Here is a 17,631-nt window from a genome sequence, read left to right on the forward strand (position 1 = left end):
TTACCCATGAAAAAACTCATAACCTTATTACTGTTAACTGCTGTCTTTATTGGGCAGGCACAAAACCTGATTTCAAATATTCCTAATCGAAATACAACTTCTTTAAACGGGGTTTGGAATTATATTGTTGATCCGTATCAAACAGGATTTTACAGTTTTCATCTTGATCAGTATGACAAACAGGAAAAGCCATCAAATGGTGCATTTTTCAACAATTATCATGCTGTGAATAAACAGGAATTAGTAGAATATGATTTTGATAAATCTCCAACAATTACTATTCCTGGAGATTGGAATTCGCAGATTCCGGAGCTTAAATATTACGAAGGAAATGTGTGGTTCAAAAAATCATTTGATTATAATCTAAAAGAAAAAAAACGTCTTTTTGTTTATTTGGGAGCGATAAATTATAAAGCAGATGTTTATTTGAACGGAAAAAAACTTGGAACTCATGAAGGCGGTTTTACGCCTTTTAATTATGAGATTACTTCGATTGTAAAACCAAAAGACAATTATCTGGTTGTAAAAGTAGATAATACAAGGCATAAAGAAGATGTTCCTACTATTAATACGGACTGGTGGAATTATGGCGGAATCACGCGCGATGTTACTCTTATTGAAGAAAATGAGTCTTTTGTTGAAGATTACAACATTCAGCTTAAAAAGAATAATAAGGATTTGATTGCTGGTTTTATTAAAATCAATAATTATAATTCGGCACAAAATGATGTGACGATTTCGATTCCGGAACTTAAAATTAATTATAAAGGAAAAATTGGTAGTGACGGAATTTTAAATTTTGAAATTCCGACGAAAAAAATCTCGTACTGGTCTCCTGAAAACCCAAAATTATACGAAGTAATAATTAATTTTAATGGACAAAAACTAAAAGATACTATTGGTTTTAGAACAATTGAAACGCAGGAAGACAAAATTATTTTGAATGGGAAACAAATCTTCTTACGCGGAATTTCTATGCATGAAGAAAATGCAAAAGGCGGACGTGCCAATTCTGAAGAAGATGCTTTGCGATTGCTAAACTGGGCAAAAGAATTGGGGTGCAATTATGTTCGTCTGGCACATTATCCGCATAATGAGAATATTATAAGAACGGCTGATAAAATGGGTTTGATGGTTTGGGAAGAAATTCCGGTATACTGGACAGTTGAATTTACCAATCAAAACACGTATAAGAATGCCGAAGACCAATTGACAGCAGCAATTACAAGAGATAAAAACAGGGCGTGTATTGTTATCTGGTCAATGGCAAATGAAACACCAATATCTGACGCCAGAAATGTTTTTATAAAAAATCTGGTAGATCACACCAAATCTTTAGACAATACCAGATTAATCAGTGCGGCTTTATTAACGCAAAGCGGAAATGGTTTTGGAACTATTAATGATGAAATTGGTCAATATCTGGATATAATTTCATTCAATCAATATTTAGGCTGGTACGGCGGAAAACTGGAAGATGCCGAGAAAATTTTATGGAAAACCAAATACAACAAACCTGTCATCGTTTCTGAATTTGGCGGAGATGCAAAACAAGGATTCCACGGAGAAAAAAATGAGCGCTGGACAGAAGAATATCAGGAATATTTATACATCCAGAATTTGAAGATGATTGAAAAAATACCTCATCTTAGTGGTTTAAGCCCGTGGATTCTGGTGGATTTTAGATCACCAAAAAGACTATTGCCGGGAATTCAGGACGGTTATAACCGAAAAGGACTGATCTCAAACGATGGCAATAAAAAGAAAGCTTTTTATATCATGCAGGATTGGTACGCAAAAAAGAAAAAAGAACAATAAAATTTTAAGAACCGTTATCAATTCATTAACAAAAAACAGGCTGTAATTATATGATTTTTCTTCATTATTAACTTACTTTGTAGTTATTCTAAAAATTGTAATCCTATGAAAAAATTAAGTTTACTGGTAGTTACTTTATTTGCTGCCTTTACAGTTCAAGCACAAGATGTAGTAAAATTTGCTCCGCTTGATGCAAGTCCGGTTGATATTTCTTATTTCCCAAACAAAGCAGTTAAATTCAAAAAAACTGATAATCCAAATCCTGTTGTAAAAGTTATTTACGCAAGACCTTCTGTAAAAGGACGTACAATTTTTGGTGATATTGTAAAGTTTGGAGAAGTTTGGAGAGTTGGTGCTAATGAAAATACAGAAATTAAATTTTACAAACCAGTAACAATTGGTGGTAAAAAAATTGCTGCTGGTACTTATAGCCTTTTTGCTATTCCTGAAAAAGACAAATGGACAATTATCATTAACAAAGAACTTGATTTATGGGGAGGTTATGCATATGATGAAAGTAAAGATGTCGTAAGGGTTTCTGTTCCTGTAAAACCAGTATCTGAAGTAATTGAAGCTTTATCTATTGCTTTTACAAGTAAAGATGCTGTTGCTAATTTGGTTATTGGATGGGACAAAACAACTGTTGAATTGCCTATTACGGTTAAATAATTAATCATTTTTTGATATCAAAAAGGAGACATTTAATGTCTCCTTTTTTTGTTTAAAATTGAATGTAAAAATCAATTAAAGTTCCAATAGACTAAAAATTCAGCTCACAAGATAAGCTCCATAGGAGCGATATATTTATAGAAAATTAGTTAGGAAAGTAAGCTCCAGCGGAGCGATATATCTATAGCCAAAAATTTAGTTAGCAAAATAAGCTCCAGCGGAGCGATATATTTATAGCCAAAAATTTAATTAGCGAAATAAGCTCCAGCGGAGCGATATATTTATAGCCAAAAATTTAATTAGCGAAATAAGCTCCAGCGGAGCGATATATTTATAACCAAAAAATTTAATTAGCGAAATAAGCTCCAGCGGAGCGATATATTTATAACCAATATAAATTCACCATCCAAAGCTCCAGCGGAGCGATATATTTATAACAAACGTGACGATATAAATATTTCACCCCTACGGGGCTCTTTGATTAATTACAAATACATTTCTATAAATATTTCACCCCTACGGGGCTCTTTAATTAATTACAAATACATTCTATAAATATTGCATCCCTCAGGGACTTTGATGAATAACAAAAAAGAGATATTTTTCAATATCTCTTTTTATATTAAACCTTAGCGGTTTCTAATATTTTATCTAACGTAATTGGTAAATCCCTTACCCGTTTTCCTGTTGCATTAAAAACTGCATTTGCAATTGCCGGCGCCATTCCTACCAAAGCTGTTTCACCAAGTCCTTTTGTTCCCATTGGGTTACTGACTGGGTCTTTTTTATTGACGAAGAATACTTCTTGTTTTTCAATATCGGCATTTACGGGAACATGATAATCGGCAAAATTATTGTTGATTGCCCTGCCAAAACGATGATCGATTTCCAAGGATTCCATTAATCCCATTCCGATTCCGCCCACAGCTCCTCCATACATTTGTCCTGCTGATGTTTTCTGATTGATTACTGTTCCAATATCAGCACAGGAAACCACGTGCGCAATTCTGATTTTTCCTAAATTAGGATTCACCAATACTTTTACAAAATGTACTGAAAACGAATAAATAGAATATTTCTTAGCATCTTCTGATCCTTTAGATTCATTTTCTACTGATAGTTCTTCGAGTTTATTTGCGCCAAGTAGTGAAACTAAACTAAGCGTTTTTTTACTGTCTTTTTTAGACGATACTGATCCATTTGCAAAACTTAGATCACTTATAGGGATATTTTTAAAAGTTTCATTTTCTGTCGCAAGACCCAACGTTTTGCTTACTAACAAATTACAGGCATCATGAACGGCAGAACCTACAGATGAAGTCGTTGCAGAACCTCCTTGGGTTGGACCTTTTGGCAGTCCGCTTTTTCCCATTTCGATAATTACATTTTCAGTTGGTATTCCTGTAATTTCGGCTCCAATTGCGGTCATCATAGTTGCTGTTCCGGGTCCCATATCGTTTACACTGCATTGCAGAAGTAAACTTCCATCTGCTAAAAATTTTGCTTTTACAGTGGTTGGATTTCTGTACGAACCAAAAGTTCCTGTTCCCATTCCGTAGCCCACAAGCCATTCGCCTTCACGAACAGATCCGGGTTCGTTTTTTCTGTTTTTCCAGCCAATTCGTTCGATTCCTGCATCATAACATTCTAAAAGATATTTACTGCTCCAGGGTTTGTTTTGTTCCAGGTCTTTTTCGGCGTGATTGCGCTTACGAAACTCAATAGGATCCATGTTTAATTTATGTGCGAGTTCATCTATAGCACTTTCTAATGCAAACGAACCGGTTGCTTCACCCGGACCACGCATCCAGATTGGCGTACAAGTATCCATTTCTACAATTTTATATTTGGTAGAAACGTTGGCACAATCATACATAAATCTTGACATGTTTACGGTTGCTTCTGTAAAGTCTTCATAACTTGAAGTCTGCGCGATTGCTTCATGCGTTAATCCGGTAAGTTTACCATCTTTGGTTGCTCCTAATCCCATTTTTTGAATGGTATACGGACGAAAACCAACATTGGTAAACATTTGCTCGCGGTGCAAAACTAATTTAACCGGACGGGCAATTTTTTTTGATGCTATAAGCGCTGCAATTTCGTATGGCCAGGTATGCAATCCCATTCCAAAAGCACCTCCAAGATATTCTGAATGTACCTCAACATCTTCTGGAAGAATTCCAAAAACATTTGCAACACTTTTTCTCGTGCCTTCAACGCCTTGGCTTTTAGTATATAAAATAGGTTTATTACCATTCCATTTTGCGATAATATTCGCTAATTCCATCGGATTATGAACTTCTGTAGGGATTGTATATTGTTCTTCTACAACTACTTCTGCATTTTTATATCCATCTTCAATTCCGCGGTTATAATCTTTTGCACGCTCTGGTGTTTTACCATTATTTTTAACTTTTTCAAGTTCTGTTGAGTGCTCTTCTTTTAAATATTCTGCTTTGATCAGACTGGCTGCATATTGCATACGTTCAAAAGTATCCGCCACTATCAAAGCAATTGGCTGATCGTAATAACGTACAGTATCATCTTTGAATATTTGCAGGGGCTGTCCTAAATTATCACGCTTTTTGGGTTGTTCGTATCCGGCTGGTTTATCTACATTCAAGTGTGTGATTACTGCCAGAACTCCCGGCGCCCATTCTGCTTTTTTAGTCTCAATTGATTTAATTCTGCCTTTAGCAATCGTACTTCCTACCAAACAGGCATACGCCACGCCCGGAGTTTTATATTCTGCTGAATAAGTTGCTGAACCCGTTACTTTAGCAAATCCGTCAACTCTGTTTATATTACTTGTCTTGCTCATAATTGGAATTATTTAGATGCTGCTATAGTTAATGCTTCGGTGATTGCATTGGGTCCAAGAGTCAGTTTAAAATCATTATCGCCATAACTTCTGGCGCCTTTCATTGCGAGGTCTGCAGCTTGTCTGAATGTTTTTTCAGAAACTGTTTTTCCTTTCAAAAATTCTTCAGCTTCCGTAAGTCTCCACGGTTTATGTGCCACACCGCCCATAGCAAGTCTGGCATCATTGATTGTATTGTTTTTTATATCTAATCCCACAGCTACAGATATTAGTGCAAAAGCATAACTGCTGCGGTCACGGACTTTTAGATAATGTACATTTTTAGTAAAATTATTGTTGGGAATTTCAATTGAGGTAATTATTTCCTTGTCCAGAAGTGTATTGTCTTTTTCAGGAGTATTTCCCGGAAGACGATGAAAATCTGTAAAATTGATTTCTCTTTTCCCTTTTGGTCCTTCTACAAAAACAGTTGCGTCTAATGCTGCGAGTGCCACACACATATCACTTGGATGTACGGCGATACAACTATCCGAAGCACCAAAAATAGCGTGCATTCTATTTGCTCCGCCAATTGCTCCGCAGCCACTTTTAGGGACACGTTTGTTGCAGGGCATATCTGTATTATAAAAATAAGAACAGCGTGTGCGTTGCAGCATATTTCCTCCTACGCTTGCCATATGCCTGATTTGTTGCGATGCTCCGGCAGCGAGTGCTAGTGCAAGTAAAGGATAACTTTCTTTTATCAACTGATCTTCTGCAACCTGACTATTTTTAGCCAATGCACCAATGGAAACTTTTCCGGTGAGGAATTCTATTTTTTTAAGATCTACTCCATTTATATCAATAAGTTTATCGGGAGCGACAACATTCTTTTTCATCAGATCGACCAGATTGGTTCCGCCTGCAATAAACATAGCCGAATTTTCTTTGGCAATACTTGATACCGCAGATTTTGATGACAATGCTCTTATTATTTGAAAGTTTTTCATAGTGTCATCCCTCCTTCCTTCACTTCTGTAATTGCGTCTACAATATTATGATAAGCGCCACATCTACAGATATTTCCGCTCATATATTCTCTAATTTCATCTCGGCTGTTGGCATGACCTTCTTTGATACAGGCAATTCCTGACATGATTTGTCCGGGCGTACAATACCCACACTGAAAACCATCATTTTTTATGAAAGCTTCCTGCATTGGGTGTAGTTTTTTACCTTTCGAAAGTCCTTCAATTGTGGTTACCTGTGCATTTTGCTGCATGGATGCCAATGACAGGCAGGATAATATTCTGGTGCCGTTTACATGAACTGTACACGCACCACATTGTCCGTGGTCACAGCCTTTTTTAGTTCCTGTAAGTAGTAATTGTTCTCTTAATAAATCAAGTAAAGTAGTTCTTGGCTCAATATTAAGATTGTGTATTTTGCCATTTACTTCGATAGAAAGTGGAACTGTTTCTAAATATTCAGCTATTTTTTCATCCCATTTATTCTCGGATGCCATCACCAATGAAGGCGGTGTCAGTGCGAGAGCGGTAAAAAGTCCAGATTTTTTTATAAAGTCACGACGAGAATTTGCATCTGTCTCGGTTTCTTTATTCGGATTTATTTTTTTAGCAGCCATTCAATCTATTTTTAAATTAGCAAAATCACTTAAGGTATTCTAACAAATTTAACGATCTTAAAGAACAAAAAGTTACAAAATTCAAACCAATCCTTTATTTAGAATAAATTTCAATTGCGAGAAAATCCTGTTACTTTAAAATTCTAAATTGTATTTTTACAAGAACAAGTACCAATTATGTCTCAACAGCACTTTATATATCTGGATAACAACGCTACAACTCGTCTTGATCAACGTGTGCTTGATTTTATGCTTCCGTATTTTATAGAATCATATGCAAATGCGAGCAGTAATCATCTTGCGGGATTGACGATTCAGGAAGCTGTTGAAAATGCAAAATGGCAAACAGCAAATCTGATTGGTGCAAACGAAGAGGAAATTATATTTACTTCCGGCGCCACAGAATCTATCAATTTGGCGATTAAAGGTCTGGCAAATTCAGCTAAAAAACATATCGTAACTGTTGCAACAGAACATAAAGCGGTTTTAGAAACCTGTCAGTTTATGGAAACTATTGGTTTTGATGTTACCTATTTGCCTGTTCTGACCGATGGACTTTTAGATCTGACTCTTTTAACTGACGCTATTACTGATAAAACACTACTGGTAATTATCATGATTGCTAATAACGAAACGGGTGTTTTTCAGGATATTGAAGCAATATCTAAAATTGTTCATACCAAAAATGCTTTGTTTATGTGTGATGCAACTCAGGCTGTGGGAAAGATTTCTGTTGATGTAAAAAAACTGAGCATTGATCTTATGCCACTTTCTGCTCATAAATTTTATGGGCCAAAGGGTATTGGTGCTTTATATATTTCTGCTAAAGCGAAATTAAAACTGATCCCGCAATTGCATGGCGGAGGACAACAACAAAAATTACGCAGCGGAACGCTAAATGTGCCTGCCATTATTGGACTGGGAAAAGCCTGCGAAATTGCGGAAGCTGAAATGAAAACAGATCAAACAAGAATCACAAAACTTCGAGACGAGCTGGAAGAAGGTTTATTACAAATCGAAGGATCTTTTATCAACGGTGATAAAGACCACCGAATGTACAATACTTCGAACATTTGTTTTCCGGGTGTAAATTCTGAAAGGCTTATTCTTGCTTTACAAAATATTTCAGTATCTAACGGGGCTTCGTGTTCAGCAGTTACTTCAGAACCTTCGCATGTACTAAAAGCTTTGGGATTATCTGATGAAAATGCATTGAGTTCAATACGTTTTAGCTTAGGTAAATTCACCACTTCAGCCGAAATTAAAGAAGCTGTTGAAAGGGTTAAGATTTTGGTTCAACAATTAAATTCCTAGTTTTTGCGGTGTAGTTTTTCTTGCAATTGCAAGGTTTTTTACCACTGATTAAAAGGATTAGAAAGATTAAAGACTCTAAAGCTTTGCTTCTCTGAAACTTTCTTAAAAAATGAGGTCTGAATAATCTTCTGGCGTATCAATATCTATATTGCCTTTTTCAAACGGAATTGAAACTGCATCATCTAAAAATCTATTGATTATTTTTTTCGCTCCTTCCTGCCCTTCTAATTTTAATAAATTGCTAAAATATTTTTTATCAAAAAGAACAGGCGTTCCTAATGTTTCCGCATAAGATGAGGCTATAATTCCTTTGTTTGTTTTTTGATATTCGGCAATTAAATCCTCAAAAATTTTAGAAATAACATAAGGCTGATCGCAAACGGCAAAAATGCAGCTTTCACAATCCGGATAAAGCAATAATAATTCACTAAGTCCTTTATTTATTGAGGACGACATTCCGGACTCCCAATTTGAGTTGTATGTTACTTTTATTTTAGAAGAATCTAAGTCGGTTTTTATGAGATCATGATTTGATCCTGTTACCACAATCACAAAAGTATTCTCTACTGACGAGGCTTCTTTTATAGTGTTTTGTAAAAGTGTGGTATTTTTATAGGCAAGCAATTGTTTTGGACGTCCTAATCTCGAAGAACTTCCGGCGGCCAATATAATAATTGCTATTTTACTTGCCATATTTTATTTTTTAAGAGATGCTAATTCAAGCGTATTATGAATTTTTCCTTCTTTATATTTTAATGAAGTTCCATTTTTACGGCTTATAACAGCTTTAATTTCTGCAATCACAGACAAAGCAATTTCTTCAGATGTTTCTGCACCAATATCTAATCCTATGGGACCGTAAATTCTTTGTAATTGTTCTTCTGTTACTTTTATTCCTTCGATCAGCAAATCATCGAGCATTCTGTTTAGCTTCGTTTTTGGTCCCAAAATACCAATGTAAGGACAATTGGTTTTGAGAAGCAACTTTAGCATTGCCAAATCATATTTGTAATTATGTGTCATAAGAAGCACATAAGTCTGATCGTCGATGTTTATATTTTCTAAAAATTGATCCGGATTTACTACCATAACTTGTTTTGATTCCGGAAATCTCGCTGTTACTGCGTGTGTTGCACGGCCTTCGCCAATGGTGACTTCCCAACCTAATAGAGAAACCATTTTTACAAGTGGCTGCACATCGTTTCCTGCTCCGGCAATTATAAGCGAAATGGGCGGGCTTATATATTCTATAAGTGCTTCGTTATGATTATCATCTTGTAATTCTTTTACAACTGTGGTTTTACTTTCTAAAGCTTGGTTTGTGTCAGGCAGAATTTCTAATGCCAGATCATTACTATAAATTGTTTTTGATTTGTTATAAAATAGTATTGTACCGTATTGTAAAGCTTGTCTTTTTAAAGAAAAAAAAGTTACCACTACAGCACTTTCACGTTCTGCTTGTAATTGTTGTAAAAGCATAATTGGGTTGTTTGCTTTTTCATCGTTAATATATTCAAAAAGAATATGTACAATCCCGTTACATCCCAATTGCAGACCTACTTCGCTGTCATTCTCATTACTTGTATTATAGGTTATCAGTTTATTTTGCTGTTGATTTATAGAAAGAAGCGCTTTTCGTAATGCATCACCTTCGAGACAACCGCCACTTATGGCTCCGGTTAACAAACCATCTTCGGTAACAAGCATGCGAGCTCCGGGCTGACGGTATGATGAACCTTCAACTTTGACTACTGTAGCAAGTGCTGCCTTTTTTCCTGCTGCTTTTGCTGCTGAATATGCTTTTAGAATTTCGCTTATTTCCTTCATACTAATAAATCCATCTGAACAAAAATAGAGAATTATTTTTTTTGCCTGTGATCTAAAAGTACTAAAGTATTAACTCTAAAAAAAAATCTAATAACAAAATTAAAAGAGATTCTCCTATTATCATCGCCTGTTTTCTATATATGCAAAATGTTTAAGTAAATATAATTGACAACTGCTGCAACAAAAAAGCACTGTCTTATATATTATAAGGCAGTGCTTTAAAAAAAACTAACTAAATCTTTTTTTTAAGATATTATTTAAAAATTATGTCTTCTATATTTAATGAATTATAATCGCTGAATTGAGATTATAATTTCTTGTTTTTCTTTAAAAGAAGCATTAATAATCCAAAAGATGAAAATAATAATCCGCAATAAAGATTAATTTTCATTTTATACTCAGAAAAGCTTTCTGATACAAAGGCATAACCAATTAGGAGAACACCAATAATTAGAAAGAAAACTCCAATTACAAAACGTAAATCATATAATTTATTCATAGTGTCTGTTATTAAAAGAATATAATATTAAATAAAATCGTAATCACTAAAACAGCAACTCCCATCCACATTGGATTTTTATACCATACTTTGTTTTTATCAATTTGTTTTGGGGTAAGACTATAAACTAATCCTACGAGTTCTTCTTCGGGCTTTGGTTTGGTAACCAAACTCACTAAAATCGTCACGGTAACACACATCAAAAATGCAATCCACGCAATGTTAAAAGCCTGACTTGTTCCTGAAAAATACTCATGTGTATTGGCGATCCATCCTCCTTTTCCTTCTGCAACGGTAAGACCATGCGTTATTGTAGCAGTCATTGTGCCTGCAACTAATCCCCAGAACGCTCCGTGTCCTGTTGTTTTTTTCCAAAACATGCCTAAAAAAAATGTAGCAAACAGTGGTGCATTTACAAAGCTAAATACCAGTTGCAGCAAGTCCATTATATTATTAAAGCCACGGGCCACATAAGCGGTAATAATTGAAATTAATATTCCTGCTACTGTTGCAATTTTACCAACATAATAATAATGTTTTTCAGAGGCATTTTTCTTAATATGAGATTGATAAATATCAAATGTAAATACGGTATTAAATGCGGTTACATTTCCTGCCATACCACTCATAAATGAAGCAATTAAAGCTGTAATACCAATTCCTAAAATACCGTTTGGATATAACTTTTGCAATAAAACAGGCAATACCATATTATAATTTGTATCTCCGTTTGCATTTATTGGGAGTTCATAGCCGGTAAATTTACTTTGTAAAGCAAGAATTATTATACCTGGCAAAATGACGATTGCGGGCATTAATATTTTAGGTATGGCGGCTATAATAGGAGTTCTTTGTGCATCTGTCAGGTTCTTACTTATCATTGCTCTTTGTACGACCAGAAAATCTGTACACCAATATCCGAAAGCCAAAACAAAACCTAGTCCAAAAACCATACTGAAGGCATCAACACCCATTGGATTATGCGAAGGATCATCTAATCCTTTCCACATGTGGAGTTTATAATCTGCGACATTTGCAACAATTCCTTCCCATCCTCCTACTTTATATAAACCAATAAAAACCAATGGTGCTATTCCTAAAACAATAAGAAAAAATTGCAGGACTTCATTATAAACGGCACTTGTTAAACCGCCCATAAAAATATAAACAAATACAACTGCTGCCGCTACCCAAATCGAAAGATCAAAATTCCAGCCTAGAATTACATCCATCAACATGGCTAAGGCATATAATGAAACTCCGGATGAAAAGACTGTCATTGCTGCAAAACTAAAGGCATTGAACGTTCTTGTTTTTTCATCGAACCGCAGTTTGAGGTATTCGGGTACACTTCTGGCTTTGCTGCCATAATAAAACGGCATCATAAATACACCCAGGAAAATCATGGCTAAAGCTGCTCCAAGCCAATAATAGTGTGCGGTATACAGTCCGTATTTAGCTCCATTTGCCGCCATTCCCAATACTTCCTGTGCGCCTAAATTAGCAGAAATAAAAGCAAGGCTTGTTATCCATAACGGAATACTGCGATTACTCATCAAAAAATCATTCGCTGATTTAACTTGCCTTTTCAGCAAAAAACCTATCCCGATTACAAAGAAAAAATAAATAGCAATAATGAGGTAATCAATTAATTCTAATCTCATATATAGTAGTTTAAATGAAAAAATACAGCAACCTTTTATATTTTATTGTGGATTTTAAATGAGTTCATTTCTGTTCCTTTAATTGCAACATCAACTAAAAATAATGTCCCGCTTTCAGGAAACTCTTTTAATTGTTTCTCACTTAATCCCATGCTTGAAGTCGTAATTAGTAATACTGTCATATCAGTTCCTCCAAATGCGCATGAGCTTACATTTGGAGCATTGACTTTGACTATGCCCAGCAGCTCTCCAGAATACGGATTGTATCTGTTTACACAACCTTTCCCCCACATTGCTACCCATAACATTCCCTCTGAATCGATTGTCATTCCGTCTTGTGTAAAACTCCGATCATTCATTTCTATGAGGATACTTTCGTTTGAAATATTTCCTTTAATTAAATCAAAATCATACTTTTTTATGTTGTAATCAAATGAGTCTATGTAGTACATGGTATTATTATCAATGTTCCAGCAAATACCGTTCGAAACTTTTCGATCCGGAATCATTTTCTTTATTTCAATACCATCAAAACAATATAATGCTCCTGCTGCTCCAATTGCATCTTTATTCATTGTTCCTATCCAAAGTCGGCCGGCAGCATCACATTTTCCATCATTTGATCTGTTTGTTGGTATTTCGGGTTCTATTTTTATTAGCTCTTCTAATTTATCTGAATCAAAATCATAGATAGAAATTGAGTTTTCTAAGCCCAGAATAAGTCGACCGTCATTTGTAGGAACTACTGTTCCTATTTTCTCCGGTAGTTTTTGTTCTTTAGTAATTTTGGTAACAGGATCGAGTTTACCAACTTTTTGCGCTTCTATGTCTACATAGAAAAACAGGTTGTGGTGCGAACTCCAAATTGCAGCTTCTCCAAGAATTGATTCTGGATTATTTAAGGAAACTGCCTGCCAGATTTTCATTTACTGATCTTGCATTAATGCACTTCGCCCTCCATCAACTAAATACGTAACTCCGCTTGCAAATGAGGCATATTCACTTGCCAGAAAAACGCACCAGGCTCCTATTTCTTCTGGTGAACCCATTTTTTTTACGGGATGCAGATCAATTGTTCTTTGCTTTTCTATTTTAGAATCCGGAAAAGAATCAAACCATTTTTGATTTCCGGGAGTATCAATAAATCCGGGAGCAATACCTACTGTTCTTATCGCTGGCCCCCATTCTATGGCTAAACTACGAACTAGACCTGTCAGTGCTGTTTTGGCAACATTATAGGGAAAACACCCCGGAATAGTCGAATAAGCATGATTGGATGTCATTATGATAATAACACCATTATTTTTTTCTAAATAAGGTTTACAATATTTTGCCAATCGCCAATGCGAAGCCAAATTCAATTCTATGTTTTGCATCCAATGTTCGTCATCGCAATGCGCAGCACCTTCAAAAATATTTTTTCCGGAATTGGAGATTAACACATCAATACCTCCAAATGTTTCAACTGTGTTTTGAATTAGTTTTCGCAAATCATCTTCTTTGGTTACATCACATTCTGTATAAAGTGTGTGAACACAATTTTCTTTAGCGATTTTATCAAATTCACTGCAAGTTGCAGATGTCGCACAACCGGAAATATTTGCTCCGGCTTTGGCTGCCATTTTTGCAATACTTGCGCCTATTCCAGTGGAAACGCCAGTTATTAAAACTGTTTTTCCTGTAAGTTCAATTTGAAACATATTTCTTTTTTTAGTATAAAATCAAATTCTTTTAGTAACGATCACGTTTAAACCTTTTACTTTGTTGCATGTATAATGAAACAAATCTTATACATAAAAACCGGGTCTTGGAACTACTATTCCCGGATGTTTTTCCATTTCTTCTTCTACCAGGTCTACACCAAGTCCCGGTCTTTCACTTAAGCGAAGATGACCATTATGAATCATATCTTTTATAGGATGGGTAATTACGGTATCGCGCCACGGCACATCGTTGAACATAAACTCCTGACGAAAAAAATTAGGCACAGACGCACATACATGAGCAGATGCTAAAGTTGATAATGGTCCATTAGGGTTATGAGGTGCCAGTAAAACATTATAGGCTTCCATCATGGTTGCCATTCTTTTCATTTCAGATGGTCCGCCACAACGTGTAATATCGGGCATCATAATATCACAAATGTTTTTTTCTAATACTGGACGAATTCCATGTCTTGTATAATGTCTTTCTCCAACACATATAGAAATATTAGAAGGAATTCGTTCTCTCATTGCTCTTAAAGTATCTGCACTTTCAGGACCAGCGGGCTCTTCATACCATGTAATATCTAATTCTGATAAACGCTGCGCCATTTTTACAGCTACTCTGTAATTTAACATTGCATGAGTTTCTATCATAATATCAAAATCCGGTCCTACTGCGTCACGGACTGCTTTACTAACATTGAAAGCCAGATCTTGTTGTGCTGAAGTAAGGGTAAGATTTGATGATAAATCTTCTCCATACAAATAATTCGTGTGGGCAAAAGGGTCAAATTTTAATCCTGTAAATCCCGCTTCTTTTACTTTTAAAGCCTGAGCTGCATAATCCGCAACATTATGTCCTCCTCCAGTAAACCAATAATTGGCATATAATAAAATATCTTTTCTAAAGGATCCGCCAAGTAATTCATAACATGGTGTTCCCAATACTTTTCCTTTAAGGTCCAGTAAAGCCATATCGATACCACTAATAGCACATAAACTTGCTCCATAAGGTCCAACCCAGTTTAGATCGCGGTATAGTTTTGTCCATATAAAGTCTGTTTTCATAGGATCTAATCCTATAATTCTTTCTCCTATATGCTTTGCTGCATTATAAACAATAGGGCTTCCGGGCCAGTTTGTAGCTTCTCCAACACCTGTATGTCCGGTATCTGTATAAATTTTTAATAGTGTCCAGTTATATTTAACACCTTCTACCAACCATACTTTTACATCTGTAATTTTCATCTTTGTGTCTGTTTCTATGAATATTGTGATTAGTTCTTTTTATATCACATGATACCAAATTGGTCAAAAGCTTCTCTGGTACTCATACCTTCGCGTATTTTTTGCTGTACAATTTTTTCTCCTCTTGCTTTTTGAATGGATAATCGAAAAACTTCTTCTTCGATTTCTTTTGGTATTACACAAACTCCGTCTATATCGCCAAGAATAATATCACCGGAATTAATTCGTACTCCTTTTAATTCTATTGGTACCCTAAAGTCAATTACTTTTCCTCGTGGTGCCTGATCTTGTGCATATCGACCATATGAAAAAGAAGGGAAATTCAGTTCTAATATTCCTTTTGTATCTCTTGAATATCCATCAACAACCGCACCTGCCGCTCCTAATATTTGTGCTCTGGTAGCCATTAATTCTCCCCATAATGCATACGATGGCGATGAACCTGTACAGATGTATACTTCATTTTTTTTCAGATCATCCAATGCTTCCAACATTAATCCAAAGGGTCTGTTTAAAATAGGATTATTACTGCTGGAATCTGAAACTACATCGGCTTCTAATACTGTCATAGCGCGGCCTATTATAAACATATCATCACGAAGAGGTTGTATTTGCGGAGGAAGAAATTGATTTAATAATCCCATTTTATCCATAATATCACCTACTACTGCGGTATAAAGTTCTTTACGCACAATATCAAAAAGTTCTTCATCATTCTTCCAAAGTTTACTTTCCATTTTGCTTCTTATTTTATTAATTAATTACCTATAAAAACTTATTCAAAAGTATGATATATCTTATTTTACAATTCACACTAACTTAATGGATACTTAAACTATTTTAATCACTTTTACTTTAAACATAATAATTATATTAAAATATTGTTTTAGTCTGGATATATACCATTACTATTTGTACTATGAAAGCCATATTAATTGAATTACCCAACCAGCATTCTTCTCTTTTTACTGTTAAAAAAGTAAAAAAACATGATTTTGATGCCACTTTTCACTTTCATGATTTTTGCGAATTAAGTTTTGTAACAAAAAGTAATGGCAAAAGGATTATAGGTGATAGTATTACCAGTTTTCATGAGGGTGACTTGGTTTTGATGAGCCCTAATTTGCCTCATATGTGGTATGAAGATTTACCTATTACTACTTATAAGAAGAATAAATCTGTGGAGGCAATTGTAATTTATTTTCCAATTAATTTTTTGGAAAAGGTCTGTAATGATTCTGGGGAATTATCTAAAAAAAATGCGCTTTTTGAAAAAGCAAACAGAGGTATGCGTTTTATTGGAAAGTCAAAGAAAAAAATAACGAAGCATTTAGAAAAACTGACCACAATGGAAGGGCTTCCTCAAATAATTGAGTTTTTTAAGATCGTTAATATAATGCTTCATACAAATGAATATGAATTACTTGCCGGTTTGGGATACAGCAATTCTTATAATGAAAAAGATACCGAAAGAATGAATCAGGTCTATAAATATATAATGATGAATTTTACGAGACCAATTTCATTAGAAACTATTTCTTCTGTGGCTCACATGACTCCTCCGGCTTTTTGCACATTTTTTAAAAAAAGAGCACAAAAATCGTTTACACGTTTTTTAAATGAATTAAGAACCGGACATGCCTGCAAACTTTTACAAGATGAAAAATTATCAATCTCTGATGTATGTTACGAAAGTGGTTATCAAAATTTTGTGAACTTCAATAAGTACTTTAAACTATTAATTGGGAAAACACCGAGCATGTATAGAAAAGAATTTTCGATGATTCGTAATTTCAATTAATTATGAAAAATAAAAAGTATCCAGAATTTCAGATGGAAATTACTATAAAACAAAAAAGAACTAAAGCTTATATTGCAAACACTTTAATTCTTTTTTATAGCCTAAAAATATGCTATTATTCGTTGAGCGTTAAGAAATAATTGAGCTTAGATTTTATTTTCTGTCTTTTGTTATTTAATAAAAATAAATGATCGGGATTTGTAGAAGAGTAACCATAAAATATCTGATTTGCCTCTGGTTTATCATAATTAAGAACATATATTGTTCCGTCCTGATCTTTTTCTAATCCTCTTTCAAGATTATAGCTTCCTTCTACTATGAACTTTTTCTCCGGTTGTTTTCCTTTATATACAGTTGTTAATTCAAATGTGTGCGATTCGATTGTGCCATCGCCCTGATAAATCTTTAATACGGTTTCAATTCCTTCACAATCAGCGCAGGGTAATAAACCTTCATATACCATTACTTGTCCCAAAACATCTTCTGTGCTTTCATTGTCAAGTACATCAGAGGGATTTTGAACGGTTTCTTGTTCTTTTTTAGAATTACAAGACAGGAACAGGCAAACAACTACGAGCAACAATACTAACTTTTTCATATTATATATTTTAAAAGAATAAATATAAGAATATTCTTGTAT

16 protein-coding genes are annotated in these 17,631 nt (G+C 34.7%); 4 read left to right on the forward strand and 12 right to left on the reverse strand.

The features are described 5' to 3' along the window. Positions 1-6 precede the first annotated feature (6 nt). Positions 7-1,818, forward strand: coding sequence for a glycoside hydrolase family 2 protein (locus ASF10_RS22960; RefSeq protein WP_056254811.1), 1,812 nt, complete (start codon positions 7-9; stop codon positions 1,816-1,818). A 105-nt stretch (positions 1,819-1,923) separates the two neighbouring features. Continuing rightward, on the forward strand, positions 1,924-2,487 hold the full coding sequence (locus tag ASF10_RS22965) for a DUF2911 domain-containing protein (protein WP_056254814.1): 564 nt from the start codon (positions 1,924-1,926) through the stop codon (positions 2,485-2,487). Between the two features lie 622 nt (positions 2,488-3,109). On the opposite strand, the gene ASF10_RS22970 is transcribed toward ASF10_RS22965, so the two are convergent. The 3 genes from ASF10_RS22970 to ASF10_RS22980 are packed head-to-tail and all read right to left on the reverse strand — an operon-like array spanning position 3,110 to position 6,932. Continuing rightward, positions 3,110-5,308: a xanthine dehydrogenase family protein molybdopterin-binding subunit gene (locus ASF10_RS22970; RefSeq protein ID WP_056254817.1), complete on the reverse strand. Its 2,199-nt coding sequence runs from the start codon at positions 5,306-5,308 to the stop codon at positions 3,110-3,112. A gap of 8 nt (positions 5,309-5,316) precedes the next feature. Further along, entirely contained in the window at positions 5,317-6,297 is a 981-nt protein-coding gene (locus ASF10_RS22975; RefSeq protein WP_056254820.1) for an FAD binding domain-containing protein, read from the reverse strand. Further along, positions 6,294-6,932 (reverse strand): 2Fe-2S iron-sulfur cluster-binding protein, encoded by a 639-nt coding sequence (locus ASF10_RS22980; protein ID WP_056254823.1) that lies wholly within the window; start codon positions 6,930-6,932, stop codon positions 6,294-6,296. The genes ASF10_RS22975 and ASF10_RS22980 overlap by 4 nt, the downstream gene beginning before the upstream one ends. A 177-nt stretch (positions 6,933-7,109) precedes the next feature. On the opposite strand from ASF10_RS22980, the gene ASF10_RS22985 reads away from it, so the two are divergent. Continuing rightward, the gene (locus ASF10_RS22985; protein ID WP_056254826.1) at positions 7,110-8,246 is read left to right on the forward strand and encodes a cysteine desulfurase family protein; all 1,137 of its coding nucleotides are present in this window, start codon (positions 7,110-7,112) and stop codon (positions 8,244-8,246) included. Between the two features lie 102 nt (positions 8,247-8,348). Here the strand turns inward: ASF10_RS22985 and ASF10_RS22990 are convergent, their stop codons facing one another. The 8 genes from ASF10_RS22990 to ASF10_RS23025 all read right to left on the reverse strand — a co-directional run bounded on the left by ASF10_RS22990 (position 8,349) and on the right by ASF10_RS23025 (position 15,927). Beyond that, positions 8,349-8,939 carry an NTP transferase domain-containing protein gene (locus ASF10_RS22990; protein WP_056254829.1) on the reverse strand — a complete coding sequence of 197 codons (591 nt, stop codon included), beginning with the start codon at positions 8,937-8,939 and terminating at the stop codon, positions 8,349-8,351. Positions 8,940-8,942: 3 nt separating this feature from the next. Beyond that, positions 8,943-10,073 carry an XdhC family protein gene (locus ASF10_RS22995; RefSeq protein WP_056254830.1) on the reverse strand — a complete coding sequence of 377 codons (1,131 nt, stop codon included), beginning with the start codon at positions 10,071-10,073 and terminating at the stop codon, positions 8,943-8,945. Between the two features lie 307 nt (positions 10,074-10,380). Beyond that, positions 10,381-10,572 (reverse strand): hypothetical protein, encoded by a 192-nt coding sequence (locus ASF10_RS23000; protein WP_056254833.1) that lies wholly within the window; start codon positions 10,570-10,572, stop codon positions 10,381-10,383. Positions 10,573-10,583: 11 nt separating this feature from the next. Further along, a complete protein-coding gene (locus ASF10_RS23005; RefSeq protein ID WP_056254836.1) occupies positions 10,584-12,236 on the reverse strand; it encodes a sodium:solute symporter family protein in 1,653 nt (550 codons plus the stop codon). Between the two features lie 35 nt (positions 12,237-12,271). Next, positions 12,272-13,162: an SMP-30/gluconolactonase/LRE family protein gene (locus ASF10_RS23010; RefSeq protein WP_056254839.1), complete on the reverse strand. Its 891-nt coding sequence runs from the start codon at positions 13,160-13,162 to the stop codon at positions 12,272-12,274. Then, entirely contained in the window at positions 13,163-13,936 is a 774-nt protein-coding gene (locus ASF10_RS23015; protein ID WP_056254843.1) for an SDR family NAD(P)-dependent oxidoreductase, read from the reverse strand. Positions 13,937-14,023: 87 nt separating this feature from the next. Then, positions 14,024-15,190: a mandelate racemase/muconate lactonizing enzyme family protein gene (locus ASF10_RS23020; protein WP_056254846.1), complete on the reverse strand. Its 1,167-nt coding sequence runs from the start codon at positions 15,188-15,190 to the stop codon at positions 14,024-14,026. A gap of 44 nt (positions 15,191-15,234) precedes the next feature. Beyond that, on the reverse strand, positions 15,235-15,927 hold the full coding sequence (locus ASF10_RS23025) for an RraA family protein (protein WP_056254848.1): 693 nt from the start codon (positions 15,925-15,927) through the stop codon (positions 15,235-15,237). Between the two features lie 182 nt (positions 15,928-16,109). Between ASF10_RS23025 and ASF10_RS23030 the strand changes: the two genes are divergently transcribed. Continuing rightward, positions 16,110-16,991 carry an AraC family transcriptional regulator gene (locus ASF10_RS23030; RefSeq protein ID WP_056254851.1) on the forward strand — a complete coding sequence of 294 codons (882 nt, stop codon included), beginning with the start codon at positions 16,110-16,112 and terminating at the stop codon, positions 16,989-16,991. A gap of 115 nt (positions 16,992-17,106) precedes the next feature. Here ASF10_RS23030 and ASF10_RS23035 read toward each other — a convergent pair whose 3' ends face one another. Further along, complete coding sequence (locus ASF10_RS23035) at positions 17,107-17,589, reverse strand: copper resistance protein NlpE N-terminal domain-containing protein (protein WP_056254853.1); 483 nt, start codon at positions 17,587-17,589, stop codon at positions 17,107-17,109. Positions 17,590-17,631: the final 42 nt, after the last annotated feature.

It is taken from the genome of Flavobacterium sp. Leaf82 (assembly GCF_001422725.1).
Taxonomy (GTDB): Bacteria; Bacteroidota; Bacteroidia; order Flavobacteriales; family Flavobacteriaceae; genus Flavobacterium.